The 21,966-nt window shown below is 63.6% G+C and carries 22 protein-coding genes; 8 read left to right on the top strand and 14 right to left on the bottom strand.

The genetic code is table 11. The features are described from left to right. Nucleotides 1-98: 98 nt before the first annotated feature. The gene (locus AC1Q6X_RS05625) at nt 99-404 is read left to right on the top strand and encodes a hypothetical protein (RefSeq protein WP_070218397.1); all 306 of its coding nucleotides are present in this window, start codon (nt 99-101) and stop codon (nt 402-404) included. Between the two features lie 73 nt (nt 405-477). Then, nucleotides 478-723 carry a hypothetical protein gene (locus AC1Q6X_RS05620; RefSeq protein WP_492495643.1) on the top strand — a complete coding sequence of 82 codons (246 nt, stop codon included), beginning with the start codon at nt 478-480 and terminating at the stop codon, nt 721-723. Nucleotides 724-730: 7 nt separating this feature from the next. Here the strand turns inward: AC1Q6X_RS05620 and AC1Q6X_RS05615 are convergent, their stop codons facing one another. Continuing rightward, complete coding sequence (locus tag AC1Q6X_RS05615) at nt 731-952, bottom strand: hypothetical protein (protein WP_070218399.1); 222 nt, start codon at nt 950-952, stop codon at nt 731-733. A gap of 146 nt (nt 953-1,098) precedes the next feature. Here AC1Q6X_RS05615 and AC1Q6X_RS05610 point away from each other — a divergent pair, with 146 nt between their 5' ends. After that, complete coding sequence (locus tag AC1Q6X_RS05610; RefSeq protein ID WP_492495640.1) at nt 1,099-1,815, top strand: SOS response-associated peptidase; 717 nt, start codon at nt 1,099-1,101, stop codon at nt 1,813-1,815. A 1-nt stretch (nt 1,816) separates the two neighbouring features. On the opposite strand, the gene AC1Q6X_RS05605 is transcribed toward AC1Q6X_RS05610, so the two are convergent. The 8 genes from AC1Q6X_RS05605 to queE form a co-directional block, all read right to left on the bottom strand. Further along, nucleotides 1,817-2,998 carry a DUF418 domain-containing protein gene (locus AC1Q6X_RS05605; RefSeq protein ID WP_492495638.1) on the bottom strand — a complete coding sequence of 394 codons (1,182 nt, stop codon included), beginning with the start codon at nt 2,996-2,998 and terminating at the stop codon, nt 1,817-1,819. A gap of 5 nt (nt 2,999-3,003) precedes the next feature. Next, nucleotides 3,004-3,921, bottom strand: coding sequence for a muramoyltetrapeptide carboxypeptidase (ldcA, locus tag AC1Q6X_RS05600; protein ID WP_492495636.1), 918 nt, complete (start codon nt 3,919-3,921; stop codon nt 3,004-3,006). 32 nt (nt 3,922-3,953) lie between these two features. Continuing rightward, a complete protein-coding gene (locus AC1Q6X_RS05595; protein ID WP_070218402.1) occupies nt 3,954-4,871 on the bottom strand; it encodes an alpha/beta fold hydrolase in 918 nt (305 codons plus the stop codon). Nucleotides 4,872-5,139: 268 nt separating this feature from the next. Continuing rightward, entirely contained in the window at nt 5,140-6,294 is a 1,155-nt protein-coding gene (locus AC1Q6X_RS05590) for a hemin-degrading factor (RefSeq protein WP_492495634.1), read from the bottom strand. Nucleotides 6,295-6,355: 61 nt separating this feature from the next. Beyond that, entirely contained in the window at nt 6,356-8,719 is a 2,364-nt protein-coding gene (locus tag AC1Q6X_RS05585) for a TonB-dependent hemoglobin/transferrin/lactoferrin family receptor (protein WP_492495632.1), read from the bottom strand. A gap of 240 nt (nt 8,720-8,959) precedes the next feature. Then, entirely contained in the window at nt 8,960-9,469 is a 510-nt protein-coding gene (tadA, locus tag AC1Q6X_RS05580) for a tRNA adenosine(34) deaminase TadA (protein ID WP_492495630.1), read from the bottom strand. Next, on the bottom strand, nt 9,462-9,908 hold the full coding sequence (queD, locus tag AC1Q6X_RS05575; protein ID WP_035819191.1) for a 6-carboxytetrahydropterin synthase QueD: 447 nt from the start codon (nt 9,906-9,908) through the stop codon (nt 9,462-9,464). Before queD ends, tadA begins: the two co-directional genes overlap by 8 nt. Before the next feature lie 9 nt (nt 9,909-9,917). Further along, nucleotides 9,918-10,553: a 7-carboxy-7-deazaguanine synthase gene (queE, locus tag AC1Q6X_RS05570; RefSeq protein WP_070218406.1), complete on the bottom strand. Its 636-nt coding sequence runs from the start codon at nt 10,551-10,553 to the stop codon at nt 9,918-9,920. A 290-nt stretch (nt 10,554-10,843) separates the two neighbouring features. On the opposite strand from queE, the gene AC1Q6X_RS05565 reads away from it, so the two are divergent. The 4 genes from AC1Q6X_RS05565 to AC1Q6X_RS05550 all read left to right on the top strand — a co-directional run bounded on the left by AC1Q6X_RS05565 (nt 10,844) and on the right by AC1Q6X_RS05550 (nt 16,577). Beyond that, nucleotides 10,844-11,743, top strand: coding sequence for a sensor histidine kinase (locus AC1Q6X_RS05565; protein WP_070292281.1), 900 nt, complete (start codon nt 10,844-10,846; stop codon nt 11,741-11,743). Between the two features lie 90 nt (nt 11,744-11,833). Beyond that, on the top strand, nt 11,834-12,820 hold the full coding sequence (locus AC1Q6X_RS05560; RefSeq protein ID WP_070218408.1) for a sensor domain-containing diguanylate cyclase: 987 nt from the start codon (nt 11,834-11,836) through the stop codon (nt 12,818-12,820). A gap of 150 nt (nt 12,821-12,970) precedes the next feature. Beyond that, the gene (locus tag AC1Q6X_RS05555) at nt 12,971-15,835 is read left to right on the top strand and encodes a M16 family metallopeptidase (protein WP_492495627.1); all 2,865 of its coding nucleotides are present in this window, start codon (nt 12,971-12,973) and stop codon (nt 15,833-15,835) included. Nucleotides 15,836-15,941: 106 nt separating this feature from the next. Continuing rightward, nucleotides 15,942-16,577: a VOC family protein gene (locus AC1Q6X_RS05550; protein WP_492495625.1), complete on the top strand. Its 636-nt coding sequence runs from the start codon at nt 15,942-15,944 to the stop codon at nt 16,575-16,577. 37 nt (nt 16,578-16,614) lie between these two features. On the opposite strand, the gene AC1Q6X_RS05545 is transcribed toward AC1Q6X_RS05550, so the two are convergent. Then, nucleotides 16,615-16,869: a nucleotidyltransferase family protein gene (locus AC1Q6X_RS05545; RefSeq protein WP_070218411.1), complete on the bottom strand. Its 255-nt coding sequence runs from the start codon at nt 16,867-16,869 to the stop codon at nt 16,615-16,617. A gap of 24 nt (nt 16,870-16,893) precedes the next feature. Continuing rightward, a complete protein-coding gene (locus AC1Q6X_RS05540; protein ID WP_230502997.1) occupies nt 16,894-17,679 on the bottom strand; it encodes a DNA/RNA non-specific endonuclease in 786 nt (261 codons plus the stop codon). A gap of 237 nt (nt 17,680-17,916) precedes the next feature. Between AC1Q6X_RS05540 and AC1Q6X_RS05535 the strand changes: the two genes are divergently transcribed. Beyond that, complete coding sequence (locus tag AC1Q6X_RS05535; protein ID WP_034755971.1) at nt 17,917-18,444, top strand: SRPBCC family protein; 528 nt, start codon at nt 17,917-17,919, stop codon at nt 18,442-18,444. Nucleotides 18,445-18,516: 72 nt separating this feature from the next. Here AC1Q6X_RS05535 and AC1Q6X_RS05530 read toward each other — a convergent pair whose 3' ends face one another. The 3 genes from AC1Q6X_RS05530 to AC1Q6X_RS05520 are packed head-to-tail and all read right to left on the bottom strand — an operon-like array spanning nt 18,517 to nt 21,965. Continuing rightward, nucleotides 18,517-19,530 (bottom strand): response regulator, encoded by a 1,014-nt coding sequence (locus AC1Q6X_RS05530; protein WP_070218412.1) that lies wholly within the window; start codon nt 19,528-19,530, stop codon nt 18,517-18,519. Then, entirely contained in the window at nt 19,523-20,620 is a 1,098-nt protein-coding gene (locus AC1Q6X_RS05525; protein WP_492495622.1) for a hybrid sensor histidine kinase/response regulator, read from the bottom strand. Before AC1Q6X_RS05525 ends, AC1Q6X_RS05530 begins: the two co-directional genes overlap by 8 nt. A gap of 1 nt (nt 20,621) precedes the next feature. Beyond that, on the bottom strand, nt 20,622-21,965 hold the full coding sequence (locus AC1Q6X_RS05520) for a sensor histidine kinase (RefSeq protein ID WP_070310594.1): 1,344 nt from the start codon (nt 21,963-21,965) through the stop codon (nt 20,622-20,624). Between the last annotated feature and the right edge of the window lies 1 nt (nt 21,966).

The raw sequence follows: 21,966 nt of genomic DNA, 5'->3' as shown, positions 1-21,966 counted from the left end.
TGGTCAAGAAATGGGGTATTGATCGAGATCAAACACTCTGCTGTTCGATACGCGTGGCATGGTCTGGCCCATGACAATCAGGTCTGGAGGCGGCAAACATGGATCAGCAACAAAAACACCAGATCCGGGGCTATGAATTTCATGTGGCGGGGGCGCTGGAGAAGGATGGGCGCTACCGGGGCATGATTTTGATCAGCAAGCGCGGCGATACCCTGCAGGTGTACGCCAAGCCCGTGCTGATAGAAACGCCGAGCAGTTTCAAGTCCGTGCATGCGGCCTTGATCGAGGCATCGGCGTATGCCCAGGAACTCATCTATAACGGCGCCATCAAGGCGCTGCTGCCGGCCGACGGGCCGCTGGCCGGAAAACAGGCGCCGCAGCCGCCGGATTTCGTCGGCAACTGACGCCGGCAAGCGCATCCGGCCATCCAGGGTGGCGCGTATAATGACGCGCTTTCCCGGATGAAAAATCAACACCATGGAATTTGTGAATTTACCGCTCGTCTTCCTGGTCGGCTGCGCGCTGATCGCCTTGCTGGCCAAAAAGAATGGCTATTCGTGGTACATGTTTTTCTTCGCGATTGCCGTGCCCGCTCCCCTGTTGCTGCTGGCTTTGCCCCATGTGCTGGGCGTGGAGGCCGCGTCGCTGACCTCCGTACGGCTGGGCACCGTCCTGCTGTTCCCGCTAGCAGGCTTGCTGCTGGCCATGCGGGGCAAGCGCTAAGGCTGTTTCAGCGTACCGGCACCCCATCGGCCAGGCGCCAGCCTACCGACAAGGCTATTTGCTGCGCCTCTTTTTCATTGCTGCAATCATCATAATCACAGGTGTCCGCATACGCGCCGCACGCCTGGTTCTGGCTGATGTACGAACCGACCCAGCGGCCATCGCGGCGCTGGCTGGCCGTGGCGCTGATGATAAAGCCTTTGTGGATGGTGGGGTTTTCAAAAGACATAATTCCTCCGATGCAAAAAAAGCGTCAGGGATCTGACTGGATTCCACTGTGCGCCACATGCTGCCAGCAGTCTGTACGTTTGATCACACTCACGAAAAGGACGCACGCCGCGCTCGCGCCAACAGGCGATCGGGTATGATTTCGGCATGTGTGGACGATTCGATCAAAATGACACGGCGCGCGTGCTGGCGTCATCCTTCGGCTGGACCGACGCGGTGTTCGACAGCGATGCCGAGCCGCACCTGAACGTGTCGCCCGGCACATACCGGCCCGTGCTGCATATCCAGGATGGTGTGCACCGGGTCGACGATGTCTTCTGGGGCTACCGCCCTGCCTGGGCCACCCAAGCCGTGCCCGCCCCCGGCAAGAAAAAAATCCCCATCGCCATCAATGCCCGGCTGGAAAAATTGGCAAGCGCCTACTGGAAACCCTTGCTGCGCGCGGGGCGCGGCATCGTCTGCGTCGATGGCTGGTATGAATGGACGGGAGAGAAAGGCCGCAAGCAGCCGTGGCACATCCACCGCAAGGACCGCGCGCGCCTGTTCCTGCTGGCGCTGGCCCAGTTCGGGCCGTACAAATTCAACCGCGAGGAAGCGGGCTTCGTGCTGGTGACGGCCGACAGCCTGGGCGGCATGGTCGATATCCACGACCGCCGCCCCGTCGCCGTCAGCCTGGAAGACGCGCACCGCTGGCTAGCCCCCGCGCTCACGCCCGAGCAGGCGCTGCACCTGGCGCGCACCTGCATGCTCGACGTGGACTTGTTCGAGTGGCATGCCGTCGATAATCCGCTCGTGCCGTCCGCCAAACCCAAGGCACCACCGCCGGCGTCGCCGCAAGGCGCGTTCGACTGGGGCGCCGACTAACTCAGCCGGGCAAGCGCGCCAGCCGGCGCCACAGCGCTTCCATCGGCCCCTGGCGGAAGTGCCGCAACCAATAGTGGCTGAGCAGCACCTGCCCCGCCATGATCACTATGGCCAGGCCCAGCATCTCGATGGGACGCAGCGTGGCGCCCCAGCCCAGGCCCGGCCCCTGCAGCAGCCAGGTGCCAAGCAAGGATTGCAAGAGATAATTACTCAGCGCCATGCGGCCCACGGGCGCCAGCCATGCACCGAGCCAGCGCAGCATGAAGGGACCGGCCAGCATCAGCGCCGCCACATAACCGGCCGCCAGCACGGGACCGCCGGCGAACAGGCCCACTTCGAACAGGGCCGTATCGAACACGGTTTGATACGGATCGGACACCTGCCACGCGACGGCCCCCGCCGCCAGCAGGTTGAACGGCAAGCCCACGCCCAGCCCCACGGCGCGCACGCGCCGCCACACGCGCTCGTGGCGCTGCGGCTGCGTCAGCCAGCCGCAGCGCACGGACAAAATGCCCAGCAGGAACAGCACGATGATGTGCGGCAGCATGACGGCGGCGTACAGCAAGGAGACGAGGAAATCGTTGGCGCGCAGCCTGGCCACGGCCCACACACTGCCTTGCGTATAGGTGGCGTGGCGGGTGGCGAAGTTTTGCAAATCCTGCGCCGTATCCGGCGCGCCGCCCTGCTGGCCCACGGGAATGAGCAAACACATGAACAGCAGAAAACCGGCTGCCACCAGCCAGGCGCGGTTGCGTATGCGGCTCAGTTTGGCCGCAGCCAGCGGCAGGATCAGCATGCCGGCGACAGCATACGAGGTCAGCACGTCGCCGCTCCAGATGCAGAAACCGTGCAGCAGGCCGAACACGAGCAGCCAGCGCAAACGGCGCCGGTACGCCGCTTGCGCCGCTTCCCAGCTGCCCAGCTGGCGTTTCAGTGAACGTGTTTGCAGGGCAAATCCGGCACCGAACAAGAAGGCGAAGACGGGATAGAACTTGAATTGCGCCAGCGCCGCCACGCCGAAAATGACGAGCTGGTCGAGCACGGGCGGCTGCGCCGGCAAGGTGCCGTAGCGCAAGGACAGCGTGCCCCAGGCAAAGCCCCAGATATTCACGAGCAGGATGCCAAACACGGCGATGCCGCGCAGCACGTCAAGCTGCAGCAACCTGCCGGGCCTGGCGCTCATGGCGTTCAGGGGCGCGCCAGGGTCGGGTAATCAACCACCTGCAGGGTGAAGCCGGACGCGTCCGATTGCAGCCGCGCCTGGCCGCCGAACGGCAAGGTGACCCGCCGGCGGATGTGGCCGAATTCGAGCCCCGTCAGCACAGGCACGGGCAGGCGCTCGCGCACGTAGGCCAGCATGACGTCGAAATCGTAGCCCTTGTCCATCGGACTCAGCTTATAGGCGGAAAAGTCACCGAGCACGACCGCCTGCTGGCGCTGAAGCACGCCCGCATGCAGCAATTGCAGCAGCATGCGCTCGACCCGGTACGGGTGCTCGTTGACGTCTTCCAGGAACAGAATGCCGCCGTCGATCTCGGGGAAATACGGCGTGCCGAGCAGGTGGACCAGCATGGCCAGGTTGCCGCCCCACAATTTCCCCACCGCCTCAACCTGTGGATTGCCAGCTGCCGTGCCCGTGACCGTGTGCGTGGGTCCCGCCAGGCATGACCACAGCTGATCGAGCGTAAATTGCTCGGGCTCGTCGCGCGTAAAATCGTCGCAGATCATGGGGCCGGCAAAGCTGGCGCGGCCCGTTTTCGCCATCAAGCCCATGTGGAAGGCAGTAAAATCGCTGTAGCCGACGAACAGCTTGCGGCTGGCGGCCATGCGGTCGAAATCGATGTCGGGCAGGATGCGGCTGATGCCGTAGCTGCCGCGCAAGGCGATCACCACCTGCACGTCGGGGTCGGCGGCTGCCGCGTTCAGCTGCGTCAGGCGGCCCGCATCCGTGCCGCCGAAACGCTGGAAGCTGTGTGCGGGGTCGTAGTAGTTGTGGACGGTGGCGCCTTGCGCCTGCAGGCGGGCGATGCCGCGCGCCACGGCCGCGTCATCGGGCGCGCAACCGCCAGGCGCCACGATGGCGATGCCAATTTCAGGTGTCTTCAAAATGCCCATGCCTTCAAAAGTGGTGGGCGCGCCTAGGCTGGCTGGGAGCGCATCTGGGGCGCCATCTTACCTTGCAGATGCACATCGATCAAGGCGAGCAGGCGCTCGATCAGCTGGGGCGGCATGTCGTGCCCCATGCCTTCGATCACTTCGAGCGTGGCGCCCGGAATCAGCGCCGCCGTATCGATGCCGCAGGCGACGGGGATCAGGGGATCGGCCGCGCCATGGATCACCAGCGCCGGGCAGCTGATACTGGGCAGCAAGGCCGTGCGCTCGCCCGAGGCGGCAATGGCCACCATTTGCCGCGCCACGCCTTCCGGGCAACTGCCCCGCTGCAACGCCGCTTCGATGCGCTGGTACAGCAGCTTTTCCGACACGGGATAGGCGGGACTGCCGATCACGCGCACGGTGGCCGCCATATGGGCCATCAGTTCGGCGCGGCTGGCATTGCGTTTCGGGCGTTGCAACAGCGCATTGCGTGCCGCCCGCGTGGGGCCGGGCAAGCCGCGCCGGCCGCTGCTCGACATGATGGAGGTCAGGCTGAGCACTTGCAGCGGCGCGCGCGCCGCCATCACTTGCGCGATCATGCCGCCCATCGACACGCCGATCACGTGCGCCTGCGCAATGCGCAGAGCCGCCAGCAAGCCCAGCGCGTCGTCCGCCATGTCATCGAGGGTGTAGGAAGTTTTGAGGGGCCAGCCCAGCAGGTTTTTCACGTAGGCCAGCGGCAGATACGGTTTGCCCGCCTGCGCCATCTTGCTCGACAGGCCGCTGTCGCGGTTATCGAAACGCACGACGCGAAAACCTTGTTCGACGATGCCTTCGACAAAGTCCGCCGGCCAGGCGATCAGTTGCATGCCCAGGCCCATGACCAGCAGCACGCACGGATCATCCGGGTTGCCGTGGCTTTCATAAGCTATGTTGAGGCCGTTCGCCATGATGGTTGCCATGATTGCCTCTCTTCAGGAACCAGCACGCAGACACGATCGCTGCGGCCTTGCAATCAGCATACCACTATTGTGCTTCAGACATGAGACCGGCACGCGGCACCCACACTGAAGTGTTGCTCTGGTCGCACATGACATAACCTACTGCGCGTCGCGACTTGCGGCCTGCGATGCTCACCGTACCTAAAGTACGGTTGCGCTTCTCGACCACAATTCGCTTCCGCTCGCTACGGTTCTGTCACGTACTGATACTCATCAACTTGCAAAAACCTTATTTTGCCTTTGGCAGACTATCGGCCAGATCCACCCAGCTTTGCGGCTGCGGTTTGCCCCGCTCGCGCACGCCGAAGAAGGAGACCACTTGCGTGCCGTCGTTGTCGAAGAACTCGACGGACGTGACGCCGCCGCGCTTGACGACCCAGCCGCTGCGCAGGGCCGTGTCGCGGATGTGCAGGTTGAAGTCCGGGTCCAGCACATTGAAGAAGCCGCCGGCCGCCATGGTTTTTTCGATCTTGCCGCTGTAGATCTGCGTCAAGCCTTCATTACCCAGAAACACCATGATGGCGACCTTGTCCCTGGCCGCGTTTTCCAGCAGGGTGCGCAGCGCTTGCGGCGTCACGCGCTCGACGACGCCGGCCGGCGCCAGGCGCAGCGCCTGCTCGCGCGTCAGGTGGAATTCGCGCATGATTTGCGCAAACTGGTGCACGTCCGTCATGTCTTTCCAGGCCAGCTGGAATTCCTTGACGTCGATCTCGCTGTCCGGCTTTTCAGCCGCCTTCGGCGCCACGGCCAGCACGTTCAGTTCCGCGCTTTGCTGAGGTGCACGGAAGGTGGCCACCAATTTATCGTAGACGGCCACGCCAGGCTCGTTGCGCAGGTAGATTTTGTGCACGGCCGTGCCGTTGGCGTCAAAAAATTGCAGGCTGCGCGTCGGCTTGCCGTCACGGCCAGCTTGTTCCACGGCAAATGCGTATTTCCAGTTTTCAAAGTGGAAACGCAGGTCGATCTGGCCGCCCAGGTAGCCGCCCGCGATATTGCGCTGGCGCGCTTCCGTTTCCGGGTCCTTGGCGTCGGCCTGCTCGGACTTGTCGCCCGCCTGCTTGAACTTGCTGGCGACGCCCGTCGTTTCGATGACGCCGTTTTCATTGCGCGTGATCGCTTGCACGACGCCCAGGTCCAGCGCGGCGCGCATGATTTCGCGCGGCTGGTTGCCGTCCGCCTGCAGGCGCGTGACGCCCTTGCCGATGTTGGTTGCCAGCAATTGCGCTTCGGACACGCCCAGCGCGCGCGCCGCGTCGCGGATCTGCAGCTTCGGCTGTTCCGTGCGCAAGGTGGACCAGCGTTCCGCCAGGGTGGCTGGGGCCGCATATGCGTTTGCAATCAGCAGGCTGCCTAGCAGGGATAGAACGAGTTTGGATAACTTCATAGAGAGACCATTCAATCAAACATGGAAAATAAGAGGGGCAGGCGCCCCTCCCCGGTAAAAATCAGAAATTGACGCTGAGGCTGGCTGCGACGTTGCGGCCCGGTTTGGCGTAGCGCTCGATCTCGGCGCGGCTGGCGGCCGTGGTGCCGGCGGCCAGGCTGCGCGAGGCGGCGTAGTCCCAGTACTTGCGATCCGTCAAGTTGTACACGCCGACGACGATCTTCGCGTTCTTGTGCACGTTCCAGTACGTCGACAGGTCGAAGATGGTGTACGACGGCACGGTAAACAGCGGGCCGGCATCGCCGATCAGCAGGTTTTCCGGCGCCTGCTTGGCGCCCGCATGCACGGCCGTCAGCGCCAGGCCGAACAACTGGTTCGCATGGTCGTAGCCGAAGGTCAATGCCGACTTGGCCGGCGCCACCGAGTTCAGGCCGCCGCTCTCGCCCGTCTGGGTATTGAAGGAGCGGCCCTTGGCCACGCCGGTCGCCAGGTCCACGTGGTAGCCCTGCATGGCCGGCGCCCAGGCGCCCAGCTCGGCGCGCAGGGTCAGCTCGGCGCCCCAGGTGCGGGCATTGCCGATGTTTTCCGGGCGGAACAGGCCGCGCGTGATGGTGGGGTAGTTCACCGGATCATCTTTTTGCATCACGTAGTCGATCATGTCCGTGTATTCCGTCTGATAGACGGACGCGTGCATGCTCAAGCCCCTGATGACGTCGCCCTTCAGGCCCAGTTCATACGCCTTACTCGTTTCCTTGCGCAAGTTCGCATTGCCCAGCACGGCATAGCCCTGCCCCGTGCCCGTATAGCTGAACGAGTCGTAGGTGCCCGTGCGCTCGGCCGCCGTCGGCAGGCGCGTGCCGCGCGTGAAGGTGGCGTAGGCGTTCATCTGCGGCAAGACTTCCACGGACAGGCTCAGGCTGGGCGTGAAATAGGTGTCGCTCTCTTTGCGCACCTCCTTGGCTGCGTTCGGCACGGCGATCGCATAGGTTTGCAGGTTTTTCGGTTCGTTCTTGCGGTAGTCGGCACGCAAGCCCGGCGTCAGCACGGCTTTCTTGCCCGCCAGATTGAAACTGAGATCGTCGCGCGCATACAGGGCCAGCTTGCTCGTGTCCATGTCGGCCATGCGGTTCTTGTTGGTGACCTGATGCTGGCCCGTGGCGACGATGACGCGGTCTTCGCGCCACGGACGGCGCGTTTTCAGCTGTTCCAGCTGCACGCCGTACAGCAGCGCGTTGTCCGCATTGAGCTGCTTGAACGCTTCCGACGTCAGGCCGATGCTGTCATTCTTGAAGCTGGTGGCTATGGAGCGCTGCGCCGGGCTGCCGAACGTGTAGAGGCCTTGCGTCTTGTCGTCGGTTTTCGCATTCTGCAGATACACTTTCGAGGTCAGGCGGTCGAACAGGGCGAAATCCTTGAGCACCACGTCGTGACCCAGGCTCACGCGCGTGCGCTTGGTGGTGGAATCCTGCTGCACGCCCGTCGGGTAATACGTGCTGACCTTGCTGCGCAGATCGCGCTTGTTCTTGCGCTCGAACATGTCGACCGTCAAGTCCAGCTTTTGTTCGCCAGGCAAGGTCCACACGAGCTTGGACAGCAAGGCGTTCGAATGCCAGTCATCCGGGTTGACGGGCGTGGTGCCGCGGCTGTCCATCTGCTCGCCATCGCGGTGCACGTAGACGGCCAGGCCCTGCAGATTGGCGCCGATTTTGGCGGCGCCCGTCAGCGTGTGCGCATTGCTGCGGTCGGCCGTGGCGCGGCCGTATTTATAGGCCACGTAATGGTCCGTGCCTTCGCCCAGGTAATCCTCGGGCGACTTGGTGATGAAGGCCACGCCGCCGCCCAGGCCGGGATTGGCGCCGCTGGCGGCCGTCGTGCCCGAATCGATGCGCACTTCGCGGAAGGTTTCCGGATCAAAATAATCACGGCCCGTGGCAAAAGCGTTGAGGGTGTTGCCGTCCGGCTTGGGCGCCGCGTCGGGCAGCGAGATGCCGTCGAGTTCCAGGCTGACCCGGTTGCCTTCCAGGCCGCGGATGTTGTAACCGGTATTGCCGGAGCCGTCCCACACGCTGCCGCTGCCCGAGGCCGCCGCCGGCGCACTGATCAAGGGCAAATAGCGCACGATGCCGCCCATCTCGGTGACATTGCGGCGCTCCAGGTCGTCCGCCGTGACGACCGTCTTGGTGCCGGCGCGGCGCTCATAGTCCTGCTTGGCGTTGACGACGATTTCCGGGAAGACAGGCAACTTGGCCGGCTCCTGAGCGGCCGTGCCCGCATTGATGGCGGCCGTCTGCGCGAGAGCAGGCAGCATCGGCGCCGCGAACAGGCCCAGCAAGGCGGCGCGCAGCACCAGGTTATGGCGGCGGGCAGGCAGATGAGCTGAGAATACGACGGGTGCAGCGGTGCGCTGCGGAAGCACAGTAGTCATGATGGTCCGGTTTAAGAGTGGAGGCTGGCTCTTGAACCCGGATCGATAACGAAAGTGTTAACGATGCATAAGGAAAGTTTGCTGGCGAAAACAATACTGTAACACGAATCATTCTCATTTGAGAATGGCAATTGGTCTAGACAGATGTTATTTCGCAACAATTATAAAAATGCCAGCCGGATGGCTGGCATGGTTATCACCTGGACAAGGCCATCGGGCCCTGCCCTGCTGCACAGGATGCTAGCCCTGCGGATTGGCCAGCTTGCGCGCCTCCGCCTGCGCACGGCGGCGCTCGGCAAAGAAACGCTTGAGGAAGGCGCCGCACTCGTCGGCCAGCACCCCGCCTGCGATTGCCGTCTGGTGGTTCAGCGCGGGCTGCTCGAACAGGTTCAGCACGGAGCCGCAGGCGCCCGTCTTCGGGTCGCCCGCACCGTACACCACGCGCGCCAGCCGGGCATGCAGCATGGCGCCCGAGCACATCACGCACGGCTCCAGGGTCACGTACAGCTCGCAGCCGGGCAGCCGGTAGTTGCCCAGCTTTTCGGCAGCGGCGCGCAAGGCCATCACTTCCGCGTGCGCCGTGGGGTCGTGGCGGCCGATGGGCTGGTTGTAGCCCACGGCGATGACTTCGTCATCCTTGACGACGACGGCGCCGACGGGCACTTCGCCCAGGTCCCATGCGTGCTGGGCCTGCTCCAGGGCCAGCTGCATGTAGCGCGCATCGCGCGCGCCAGCGTGCATTTCAGTCATCGGTCACTTCTGCCCAGCAATTTGGCGTTTCATGCAGCACCAGTTTATGCAGGTGCAAGCCCGTGCCGAAATGGTCGGTGAACGCCGCTTTCAGTATCTCGAAGGCGATGCGCGCCAGGTTTTCCACCGTCGGGATGCGGTCGATGACGACGGTTTTATGGTCGGGCAGGCTGGCCAGGAAATCGCGCACGGCCGTATCCTTCTCGTAGACGAGGAAGGCGTGGTCCCAGACGTCGACCAGGTGCTGCTTGGCCAGGGTTTTCACGTCGGAAAAATCCATGATCATGCCATTGTCGGAATTGCCTTCCGCTTCGATGACCTTGCCGACCAGCGTGATTTCCACCGTGTAGCGATGGCCGTGCAGGTTGCGGCACTGGCTTTTGTGGTCGGGAATGCGGTGGCCCGCGTCGAATTCGAGCTTGCGTGTGATAGTCAGCATATTGTTTTATTAAGGTATTTGCAGGAGTTTATGGGTTTGCAGGCTCAGCTTCCACTTCGGGTTGCTTTTGCACGTCTCGATGGCCAGCTTCATGTTGTGCGCGGCCAGGGGGCCATCCATCGCCTGCACGAAGAAGTTCTCGAAGTCGAGCCCTTCGTAGGCGGCCAGGTCTTGCTGGAACTGGGGGATGACGACCTTGATCTCATTGCCCTTGTGGACGACCAGTGTCGAACCCATCTTCGGGCTGACGCAGATCCAGTCCACGCCGGCCGGCACGGGCAAGGTGCCGTTGGTTTCGATGGCGATGGTAAAACCCACCGCGTGCATGGCGTCGATCAGGGCCGTGTCCAGCTGCAGCAGCGGTTCGCCGCCCGTAAACACCACGTATTTGCTCGGCGCGTAGCTGGCCGGCCACAGGCTGTCGATCAGCGCGGCCAGCTCCTCGGGCGTCTTGAACTTGCCGCCCAGTTCGCCATCGGTGCCGACGAAATCCGTGTCGCAGAACTGGCACACGGCCGTGGCGCGGTCGCTTTCGCGGCCCGTCCACAGATTGCAGCCGGAAAAGCGGCAAAACACGGCCGGACGGCCCGCGTGCGCACCTTCGCCCTGCAGGGTGTAAAAAATCTCTTTGATGCTATAAGTCACTGTATTTCCTAAGAGCTGGCCGGCACATCGCGCATGGATGCGGGCGCGCCCGGCGCAAAACACCTGGCCGGGGGCGTGAAGCCGATTGACAACCCTCTATTATATGCCGCCGCGACACTTCCCGTGCAAATGCCGTGCCTGCCGTCTGGCGCCGCGGCATCCGGCAGCAAGAAAGCCACAGCGGCCGGCAAAACTGCGCAGCTTTTGCGTTTAGACAATATAAATAACCCAAGGTTAATATATTTTCTGTAAGAACATTGCCTGTTGGAAAACATTTAGGGAGCGAGAAAATGATGCAACGCTGGCTACGCCCGCCGTGTCGCCTGAGCATTCTGGCTTGCCTGGCGGCCGGCGCACTCGCTTCTCTGCACGCCGGTTACGCCGCCGGCCCGATACTGCAGACCGGCACGCCCTTGCGCCTGATGCTGGCCTGCGCCATCCTGTGCGGTGCGCTGGCGCTGATGCTGTGGCGCCAGCACCGCCTGGCGCTGCGCCTGCGGGCGCTGGAACAGCTGCGCGCGGACGCCGAGCAGGAGCGCCTGGCCAGCGGGCAGCAGCAGGCGCGCGAACAAGAGCGCCAGCGCATCGGGCGCGACATCCACGACGACCTGGGCCAGCATCTGCTGACCTTGAAGATCGACCTGTCCATGCTGCAGACCAGCACGCATGGCACGGCGCCCCAGCTGGCGCAGCAACTGGCCGTGATCGTGCGCAATGTCGACCTCAGCATCGCTGCACTGCGCTGCGTCATCCATGACTTGCGCCCGCCCGCCCTCGACGCCGGGCTGCAAGCAGCATGCGAAGAGCTGCTGGCCGACTTCCGGCGCACCACGGGCATCGATTGCCGCTGCGATTACCGGCTCGATGCCGCCGCCGGCCGCGCGCACGGCGCCTTGCTGTACCACGTGGTGCAGGAAGCGCTGGCCAATATCGCCCGCCACGCGCGCGCCACGCATGTCCGGCTGTGCCTGCAGCAAGCGGGCGCCACCGTGGAATGCCGCATCCGCGACGACGGCATCGGGCTGCCGGGCTCGCCGCCGCGCCTCGGTTGCGGCCTGTCCGGCATGCATGAGCGCGTGGCCGCCGCCGGCGGCAGCCTGCACATCGACAGCCGCAGCGGCGCCGGCACCACCTTGCGCCTGTCGCTGCCGCTGCCGGTCCGCCATGACGAGGCGATGGCCCATCGCTGAAAATATTGCTCAATATCAACACCTTCGGCCCGCCACGCTGCATCATGGCCAACGAACCAGCCCCCACTCACGCCCAAGAAGGATGCTTTCATGCCGGATAGCCACGCACATGCCAGCGTATCACCGTATGGTGAAGCCCAGGGTTTCGCCGTCAAGATGATGGAATTACTGGTCGTGCCCACCTTCGTACTCGATGTGCATGGCAGGGTGATGATCTGGAACCGCGCCTGCGAGCAGCTGACGGGCGTGCCAGCGTCCGAAGTGCTGGGCGCGCGCGAGCCGGGCCGCTGCTTTTACAACGACGAGCGCCCCACCCTGGCCGACCTACTGCTGTCCGGGCGCGGCGGCGACATGCGCGCCCTGCATGCCCAGCAACAATATCGCAGCGGCACGGGCAGCAACCTGTGCGCGGAAAACTGGTGCGACATGCCGCGCACGGGGCGGCGGCGCTACCTGGCCGTCGATGCCAGTCCCATCCATGGCAATCACGGTGAACTGATCGCCGTGGTCGAAACCCTGCGCGACATGACCGATGAAAAACGCGCGCAGGTGGAACTGGAACGCCTGGCCACGCGCGATGGCTTGACGGGGCTGGCCAACCGGCGTTGCTTTGACGACACCATCCTGGCCGAGTGGCAGCGCGCGCAGCGGCAGGAGCAGCCCCTGTCGCTGCTGATGGTCGACGTCGACAATTTCAAGGAATATAACGACAGCCACGGCCACCAGGGCGGCGACCTGTGCCTGCGCAAGGTGGCCGGCGCCGTGGCCAGCGAAATGCGCACGAACGACCTGGTGGCCCGCTACGGCGGCGAAGAATTTGCCGTCATCCTGCCGAACCAGTCGCTCAAGGGCGCGGCCATCGTGGCCGAACGCATCCGCCAGCGCGTGGAACGGCTGCAGCTGCCGCGCAAGCGTCCCGACGGCGCCTGCGTCACCGTCAGCATCGGCGCCGCCACGGCCCTGCCCGGTCCCGGCACGGAACTGGGGCAGTTGATCCACACGGCCGACTGCGCCCTGTACCGCGCCAAGCACCTGGGCCGGAACCGCATCAGCCTGCCGGAAACGACGCTGACCTGAGCACCGGTCCCTGCGGCACGCCTTGCCTGCCCTGACGCCCCCCTTCATGCCAAAACGCCTTGCCCCTATGCACGGCGGCATGAATATTCTATGCTGCGGCGTTGCACTTTCATAACATCCAAAAAAGAAGGAGCCCCCGTGTCAAGAATCATGCCTGCTTTATTACCCGCTTTCGCCCTGGCCCTGTCGGCCATGGCCGCGTCGAACCTGGGTGCGGCGCCCGTCAAGCCGGCCGCCGCCCACGGCGCCACCGCCGCCAAGGCTGATTTGCTGCCGTTCAAGGCCACGGAAAAGACCCTGGCCAACGGTTTGAAAATCATCATCGTGCCGACCGGCTTCCCGAACCTGGTCTCGCTGCAGATTCCCGTACAGACGGGTTCGCGCAATGAAGTCGAACCGGGCAAGTCCGGTTTCGCTCATTTCTTCGAGCACATGATGTTCCGCGGCACCAAGGCCTATCCGCCCGAGAAATACCAGGAAGTCATTACCCGCGCCGGCGCGCGCCAGAACGCCTATACGAGCGACGACCTGACCAATTACCACACGACGTTTGCCAAGCAGGACCTGGAAACCGTGCTGAAGGTGGAGGCGGACCGCTTCCAGCACCTCGACTATGCGGAAGACGCGTTCAAGACGGAATCGCGGGCCGTGCTGGGCGAATACAACAAGAACAGCGCCAATCCCGTGTCGAAACTGTTCGAAGTGATGCGCGACAGCGCCTACACGACGCATACCTACAAGCATACGACGATGGGTTTTATCCAGGACATCGAAGACATGCCGAACCAGTATGCGTATTCGAAGCTGTTCTTCGACCGCTGGTACCGTCCCGAGCGCACCACCATCATCATCGCCGGCGACGTGGAGCCGCAGCAGGCGATCGCGCTGGTGGAAAAGTACTGGAGCGGCTGGCAGCGCGGCAAGCAGCAGGCGGCCGTGCCCGTCGAACCCGCGCCGCGCGGCCCCGTCTACAAGCACGTGGCCTGGCCCACGCCGACCCTGCCGTGGGTAGCCGTGGGCTTCCACGCGCCCGCGTTTTCCGTCAAGGACAAGGACCAAGCGGCGCTGGCGACCTTGCTGTCGCTGTCGTTCGGCCGCACCTCGCCGCTGTATAAACGCCTGGTGCAGAACGAACAGAAGGTCGACCAGTTGTTCGAGATGACGCCGGACCGCGTCGATCCGACCCTGGCCGTGCTGGGCGCGCGCGTGAAAAACATCGATGACGCCGTCTACGTGCGCGACGCGATATTGGCCACCGTGGCGCAGCTGCGCGACACGCCGGTGAGCGAAAAAGACCTGGCGGACGCCAAGTCGGCCGAAAAATACGGCTTGATCCGCTCGCTCGACAACACGGAGCAGATCGCCGGCACCCTGGCGTCCTTCGTGCACTTCGACCGCTCGTATGCCACCATCAACCAGTACTACCGCCTGATCGACACGCTCACGCCGGCCGACCTGCAGGCGGCCGCGCGCAAATACCTGACGGATGACGGCCTGGTGGTGACCACCCTGTCGCACCAGCCGATGGCGGCCGCCATCGCCACCACGCCAAAGCTGGCCAGCCTGCTGCCGGCCGCTTCGAACGCGAAATTCGACGTGCTGGTGCAAAAGTCCGCGCTGCCGCAAATCCGCTACAAGCTGTTATTTACGGCCGGTTCCGCGCAAGACCCGCAGGGCAAGGAAGGCCTGGCCGCGCTGACGGCCGCCATGGTGGCGTCCGGCGGCTCGTCCGAGCGCAAGATCGACGAAGTCAACCAGGCACTGTTCCCGCTCGCCGGCAGTTTCAGCCAGCAGACGGACAAGGAAATGACGACGTTTACGGGTTCCATCCACAAGGATAACTGGACCCAGTTCAACGCCATCGCCCTGCCGCTGTTGCTCTCGCCCGGTTTCCGCGAAGACGACTTCCGCCGCCTGAAGGATGCGCAAAAGAATGCGCTGCTGCTGGACCTGAAGGACAACAATGAAGAGGAATTCGCCAAGGAACGGCTGCAAACCAATGTATATGCGGGCACGCCGTACGGCCATCCCGTACTGGGCACGGTCGCCGGCATCGACGCCATCACGCTCGACGACGTGAAACAGTTCTGGCAGACGGCGTACGCGCAAGGCGCCGTGAAGGTGGGCCTTTCCGGCGACGTGTCCGACGCCATGACGGCGTCGCTGACGCAGGCGCTGGCAAGCCTGCCGGCCGGCCCCGGCTTGCCGGCCACCGTGAAACCCGCGGGCCGCAAGGCGCAGGGACTGGAAGTGGAAATCATCGAGAAGAACACGCGCGCCACGGCCATCTCGTTCGGCCTGCCTTTGGAGGTGACGCGCACGCACCCGGACTTCCCCGCCCTGTGGCTGGCGAAGACGTGGCTGGGCGAGCACCGCGCCTCGAATTCCTATCTGTACCAGCGCATCCGTGAAATCCGCGGCATGAACTACGGTGATTACGCGTACATCGAAGCTTTCCCGCGCGGCATGTATCAGTTCTTCCCGAATCCGAACCTGGGCCGCAAGGCGCAGCTGTTCGAAATCTGGATCCGCCCCGTGGCGCCGGACAACGCGCACTTCGCCCTGCGCGTGGCGCTGACGGAATTGGGCAAGCTCATCGACAACGGCCTGACGCAGGACGATTTCGCCACCACGCGCGACTACCTGATGAAGAACGTCTTCGTCATGACGTCGACGCAAGACCAGCAGCTCGGTTACGCGCTCGATTCGCAATGGTATGGCACGCCCGAGTTCACCAAGCTGATGCGTGACGGCTTGTCGAAACTGACGGTGCAAGACGTCAACCGCGCCATCAAACAGCATCTGTCGGCAAAGAACCTGTCCGTGGTGATCGTCGCCAAGGATGCGGCCGGCCTGAAGGAAAAGCTCGTCAGCGACGCGTTTTCTCCCATCAAGTATGACGGCAACAAGCCGCAGGCCCTGCTCGATGAAGACAAGGTCATCGGCGCGATGCAGCTGAACATCAAGCCGGAGGCCGTCACCGTGACGCCGGCGGCGCAGGCGTTTGCGAAGTAAGAGCTAGTGCTGGATCAACCTCATCTGACGAAGAATGTCGGATGAGGTTACCTCCGAGGATGACCTGGCATGAACATCTCAACGACCTTACGGTGAAGGATCTGCAATGCCACGCTGCCACATTGACCATATCGCCATCACGGCGCCAACGCTGGAAGCGGGTGCGGAGCTGGTGCGGCTGGCGCTGGGGGTGGAACCTCAGGCTGGCGGAGCACATGCCCGCATGGGGACGCACAACCTTCTGTTGCGGCTTGGCGATGCTGTCTATCTGGAGGTGATCGCGCCCGGCCCCAGGGCGCCGCTGCCGTCCAGGCCCCGCTGGTTCGCGCTTGACACCCTGGCCGCCGATGCGGTGCCGGCACTCGCCACCTGGGTAGCCCGCACCACCGATATCCAGGCAAGCGTTGCGGCTTGTTCGGAGCCGCTTGGAAATATCGAAGCCATGAGCCGAGGCGCCCTGAATTGGCTGATCACCATCCCCGATGATGGCGCGTTGCCCCTGAACGGCGTCGCCCCGGCACTCATCGAGTGGCAGGCAGAGGCGCACCCCGCGGCCAAACTGCAGGATCATGGGCTGTCCCTCATCAAGCTGGAACTGTTTCATCCCGAACCCGAACGCATTGCTCGCTTGCTGCTATCGCTGGGCCTGGATAGCCAGCTGACGGTGCACCCATCGACAGGGGAACGCGGCGCCGGCCTGGTGGCCCACATCGATACGCCGCAGGGGCCGCGCCAACTGTAAGCAAGGGGGACGATCAACCGCCCCCGAGCTTGCCAACTCACTCGAAGGGATTGGCCACTGACGTCACCTCGGGCGGCGGCAGCTGGTCGGGCAGTTCCTGCTTTTCCAGCTGCGCCACCACGTCGGCCAGCAGTTTTTGCAGCTGCTTGGCCAGCGCCAGGCCCGGCTTGTCCAGGGTCAGGTCGATGTCGCCGCTGATGCTGATGCGGTCGATACGGTTTTCGATGGTCAGGCTGCCAATTTCCAGCACATCGCTTTCATTGGCATACGGGACGAATTTTTTTGCGCACATGGGATTTCCTTTTTGACGGTCTTGTTATTTCTTGGACTTGCTCTTCACCTTGGGCAAACTCAGCATGCGCAGTTTCTGCTGGCGCGTCAGCGACGGTAACAGATCGATGCCTATCCTGTCTTCCAGTTGCGCAATGCTCAGCACTTCATACGTCTTGGTGTCGACGTTTTCAATGAAGTAGGCGGCGCCGGCACGCTGGCGCGGGCTGTACACGGCCTTGTACAGATGGCTGGGCACGATGACTCTTCCCACCTTGCGCAGGTTGCCGCCAATAAAAGCCGGCCCCGTGATCACGTACAGGTCGCCCTCTTTCTTCGCCATCTTGCGCACGGCGCCTTCGATGCCGGCCCACACATAGCGGTTGTTGCGCGCGTCTTGCGGCACCATGTTAGCCAAGGTAAAGCTGTCGCGCTGGCTCTGGCGGTCCGGCATGTCGCCGTTGGGCGCCATGTGACCACGGTCGAAGCCGCTGCGCGCGTAGTCGGCCAATTCGGCGCGCTGGGCGGCGGGCAGCTTGCGTTCAGCGTGAAAGGAGTTTTCGCGCGACAAATCCTGCGCCGCTTCCAGATTGTTGGCCGTCAAGTGCTCGGCCGACCACAGCGGCGTGCGCGTGATACCCGAGTGCATGACGCCAAACACGTTGTAGCACAGCTCTTTGGTTGCCACGTCCAGCTTGGGGTTGGTGATTTCCGGCTTGCGGCCGTCGACGTAGTGGGCGGGACAGGCATCGGCATGCGCCAGGTTCGCGGCAAAGGCGGAAGCCAGCACGCCGCACGCCAGGGTCAGCCTGGCGATCGTTCCTTGAATCATATTTCCCTTTGAAATCTTTGCAGGCCAGCATTCTAGCGGACGGCGGCCCTCGCCACAAACCGGCACCAGCCTGGCGTGCGCGCCTGTGCGGGGCGGCGAATGGGCGTGCAGGCGGGCGGGCAAGCGGCCCTGCGCAAAGCCGGCGCAAATAAAGGCCAACAGGCCGCGCACGGCCATTCATATCTGCTAAGATTGCCTTGATTCGTTCGCATCGACCATTCAAGATTTGGAGAGCATATGATCAAAAAAACCCTGCTGCTGATCGTTGTCGTCGTCGCCGCCATCCTCGGCTATGCCACCACCAAGCCCGACACCTTCAGTGTCCAGCGCGAAATCACCATCAAGGCCCCGCCCGAGAAAATCGCCGCCCTGATCACGGACTTCCATTACTGGGCCGCCTGGTCGCCGTGGGAAAAGCTCGATCCGGCCATGCGCCGCACGTTTACGGGCCCGGCCAATGGCCTGGGCGCGCAGTATGCATGGCAAGGCAATGACAAGGTGGGCGCCGGCCGCATGGAAATCACGGAGGCGGCCCAGCCCGAACGCACCGTCATCAAGCTGGACTTCCTCAAGCCGTTTGAAAGCCACAACACCACCACCTTTACCATGACTCCCGAGGGCGACGGCACCAAGGTGAACTGGACCATGACCGGCCCCAGCCCTTACGTCAGCAAGGTCATGACCGTCTTCGTCAGCATGGACAGGATGATCGGCAAGGATTTTGAAAAAGGCCTGAACAACCTGAAGGCAGCTGCGGAGCGCTAAGTCTGCTCGCAGCACATGGCAACAGGGCCCGCGCGGCCCTGTTTTATTTGGCGCTCCCCCTTGCGGGCCCCGTCAGAACTGCTCGATCCAGGCGGCCAGGTGATCCGGCGTGAGCGCCGGTTCAGCCTGCACTACCTTGCCCTGCAAGCCCAGTTCCGTCTTGCTGAGCTGCAATGACCAGCCGCGCCGCGCCAGCCACAGCAAGCTGGCCAGCCAGAACGAGTGGATGGCCGAGACGGGCGCGGTGGTCGGCGTTTCCAGAAATTCCGTCAACAGCCGGCCATCGAGGAACAGCGCCGTGCCGCCCTGGTTTTGCAGCGCCGCGCCAAACACGGGCAGCAGCATGTCGATCGCCTGCTCCACGCCGCGCCCCGGATGCTCGCGCTCGAGCGTGTCGAGCTGCTGGCGCACGGCGGCGGCAAAGGCCGTGCCGCGGAAGGCTTCCGAACTGACCAGGTCGGCATAATCCATCAGCAGCCAGTCCGGCTCCGGCGGCGTGACGCCGGCCGTCAGGGCCGCCGACAGATACGCTTCCACAGGCAGCTGCTGTTCCGGACCGGCCAGGCTGGCGCACAAGGCGTACAGGGTGCCGATGCGGTTGGCGACGGCTTGCCGCTGGCGCACCATCAGCTTTTCGCGCAGCAACTGGGCGTGCTCATTGCGCAAGCGCGCCAGTTCCAGCGCCTGCTTGAGCTCCATGCGCAACGCCGCGATATCCCACGGCTTCTGGATGTAGCGGTGGATCTGCCCCTGGTTGACGGCTTCCACCGTGTGCTCGAGCTCGGAATACGCGGTGGTCAGGATGCGCACGATGTGCGGATGGCGGTCCCAGCAATACGACAGCAGCTCGTTGCCGTAGGCGCCGGGCATGCGCTGGTCGGAGACCAGCACGGCGATGCGGTCGGCCTGCTCGTCGAGTATGCGCTTGCCTTCCTCGACCGAAGTGGCCGTCAGCACGTCGGCCAGCGGCGCGATGGCGCGCTGGAAGTATTTGAGGGCGTTGGCCTCATCATCGACATAGAGTATCGTCGGCAAGCCTTGCGCCGGCTCACGCTGAGCCGGTAAACGCAGATTGGCGTCAATCATGCTCGTTCCTTATATGTACTGGAAAATTCAGGGTTACCGTGGTGGAAGTGTCAAATTCGGTGGCGATATCGAGGTTGCCGCCGAACGACTGCATCATGCGGTGGCAAAACACCATGCCCCAGCCCTTGCCTTCGCCGCCACCGGCACTGACGGGGTCGGTCAACAGCTGTGCGACGATCTCGGGGGCGATGCCGGCGCCATTGTCGCGCACCGTGATGCGGCCCGCATCGATACGGATGCCGATCGCAGGACGGGCTTGCTCGCCGGCCGAACGCAAGGCATTCGCCAGCACCGACGATAAAATCAGCGCGACGCAATTGGGCGACTCGGCAATGGAGAAATCGTCGCCCACTTCCACCGTAATGGCGGCGCGCTGGTCCGTGCTCAAGGGATAGCTGTCGAGCAAGGCATCCAGCAGCTGGCGCGCGCTGCCGGCGCGGCGTCCGCCCTGCATGCCGGGCCCGGCGCTGGCCAGGCGCACCGTGTCGACAAAGCTGGCCAGCACGGACAAACAATAGCGCGCATTGTCGTGCATCAAGGCGGCCGCTTCGCCGATCTCGGCCTGCTGTGCGGCGTCCGATTGCGCGCGGCGCGCAATGCCGCGCGCAAAATTGGCGATGGCCGCCAGCGGCGTGTTCAATTCATGCGCGAGAAAGGCCAGCGATTCCTCCATCGCCACCAGGCCCTGGCGGCGGGCGGCGCGCTCGCGTCCCGTCTGCACGGCCAGCTGCAGCGCCGCTTGCATGGCGGCCAGGTCGAGCGGTTTTTCCAGCAAACGGAACAAGGTGCCGCCGTTGATCAGCTCGAGCAGCACATCCTTGTCCGCATACGCGGTGACGAGCATGCAGACGATGTGCGGATAGCGCTGCGCCACTTCCTGCAGCAATTCGCTGCCCAGGCGGTCCGGCATGCGGTAATCGGTGACGAGCACGTCGATCTGGCCGGCCTCGTCTTCCAGCAAGGCCAGCGCAGCATCGACGCTCTGCGCCGTCAGTACGCGGTAGCGCTGGCCGACGGCGCGCTCGAAATACTTGCAGGCGAGCGCTTCGTCGTCCACGTACAGCACGCTGGCGCGGCTATCGTTATCCATGCTAGCGGCCCTCCCAGTCGGAACGCTGCAAGTCGAAATTCATGCTGGCCCATTCGCCGAGCACGCTTTCGGCGGAGAGGGTGCCGCCGTGGCGCTCGATCACGCCATAGCTGATGCTCAGGCCCAGGCCCAGGCCCTGCCCCACTTCGCGCGTGGTGAAGAACGGTTCGAACACGCGCGCCAGATTTTCCGGGGCGATACCGGGGCCGTTGTCGCGCACGCTGATGCGCAGGCGGTTGTCATCCCAGTGGGCCGTGATGCGGATCTCGAACGGCGGCGCATTGCCCTTGCGCATGGACAGCACGGCATTGCCCAGCAAATTGATCAGCACGCCCACGATGGCCGCCTCGTCGCCGCGCACCAGGGTGTCGACCGGCAAGTCGTGGCTGATGCTGACATTCTTCGTTTCGTGACCCACGAGGCGGATGGCGGCCTCGAGCGCGCTGCGAAACTGGAAGTGGCCCGTTTCCAGCTGGTTGCCGCTCTTGCGGTAGGCAAAGGTTTTCAAATCGGACACGATGTGCTGCACGCGCAGCATGCCCTGCTTCGCGTCGGCCAGGCATTCGCTGACCAGCGCGCTTTGCTTGGCGGCCGGGTCTTCGATGGCCACCTCGATGGCCATCATGCAGAAATTCACGGGGTTGTTTACCTCGTGCAGCATGCCGGCGGCCAGGGTGCCGATGGCGGCCATCTTCTCTTGTTGCAGCATCTGTCCCTTGATATCGGCCAGGCTTTTATTCGTTTCTTCCAGCTGCGTGTTCTTTTGCGCCACTTCCGCCTTCAGCTGGAACAGCATGAAGCGGGCGCGTTCATTAAAATAGGTAAATACGGCGCTGATGCTGGCCGACATGATGAGGAATAAACAGTTGACGACAAACGTGCTTGGCAAGTCGAAACCGCCCGCATGCCAGGCGCAGGCAGCCACATACAGCAGGCAGGAAATCGCGCCAAAGACCATATTTTGCCACAGGCCGAAGGCCAGCACGATGCCCGACGAATAGATGGCCAGGGTCATGCCCACATAATAGATCGAGGTGGCGCCTTCCGTGACGGCGATCATCCAGGCGATCATGATTTGCGGCAGGATCAGCCAGACAAAGGTCAGTCCCTGGATGCGGTCTTGCGCCCAGCGCGTGCGCATGGCCAGCACGACGCAAAAGATCAGCACGGACACGACGATGCGCGCGCTGGTGAACGCCGACTGCTTGTCCGGATACAGAGCTGAATCGAGGCCCATGCCCAGCAGGATCAGCACGATGCCCGTGTAGGCCCCGCCGCGGCTGAATTCCAGGCGGAAGTCGCGCAAAACGGCCGTGTAGCCGGCGTGCAGGCCTGGGGTATCCATG

Source organism: Janthinobacterium sp. GW823-FHT06H09, assembly GCF_058794735.1.
This window is presented reverse-complemented; position numbering and strand designations above follow the sequence as displayed.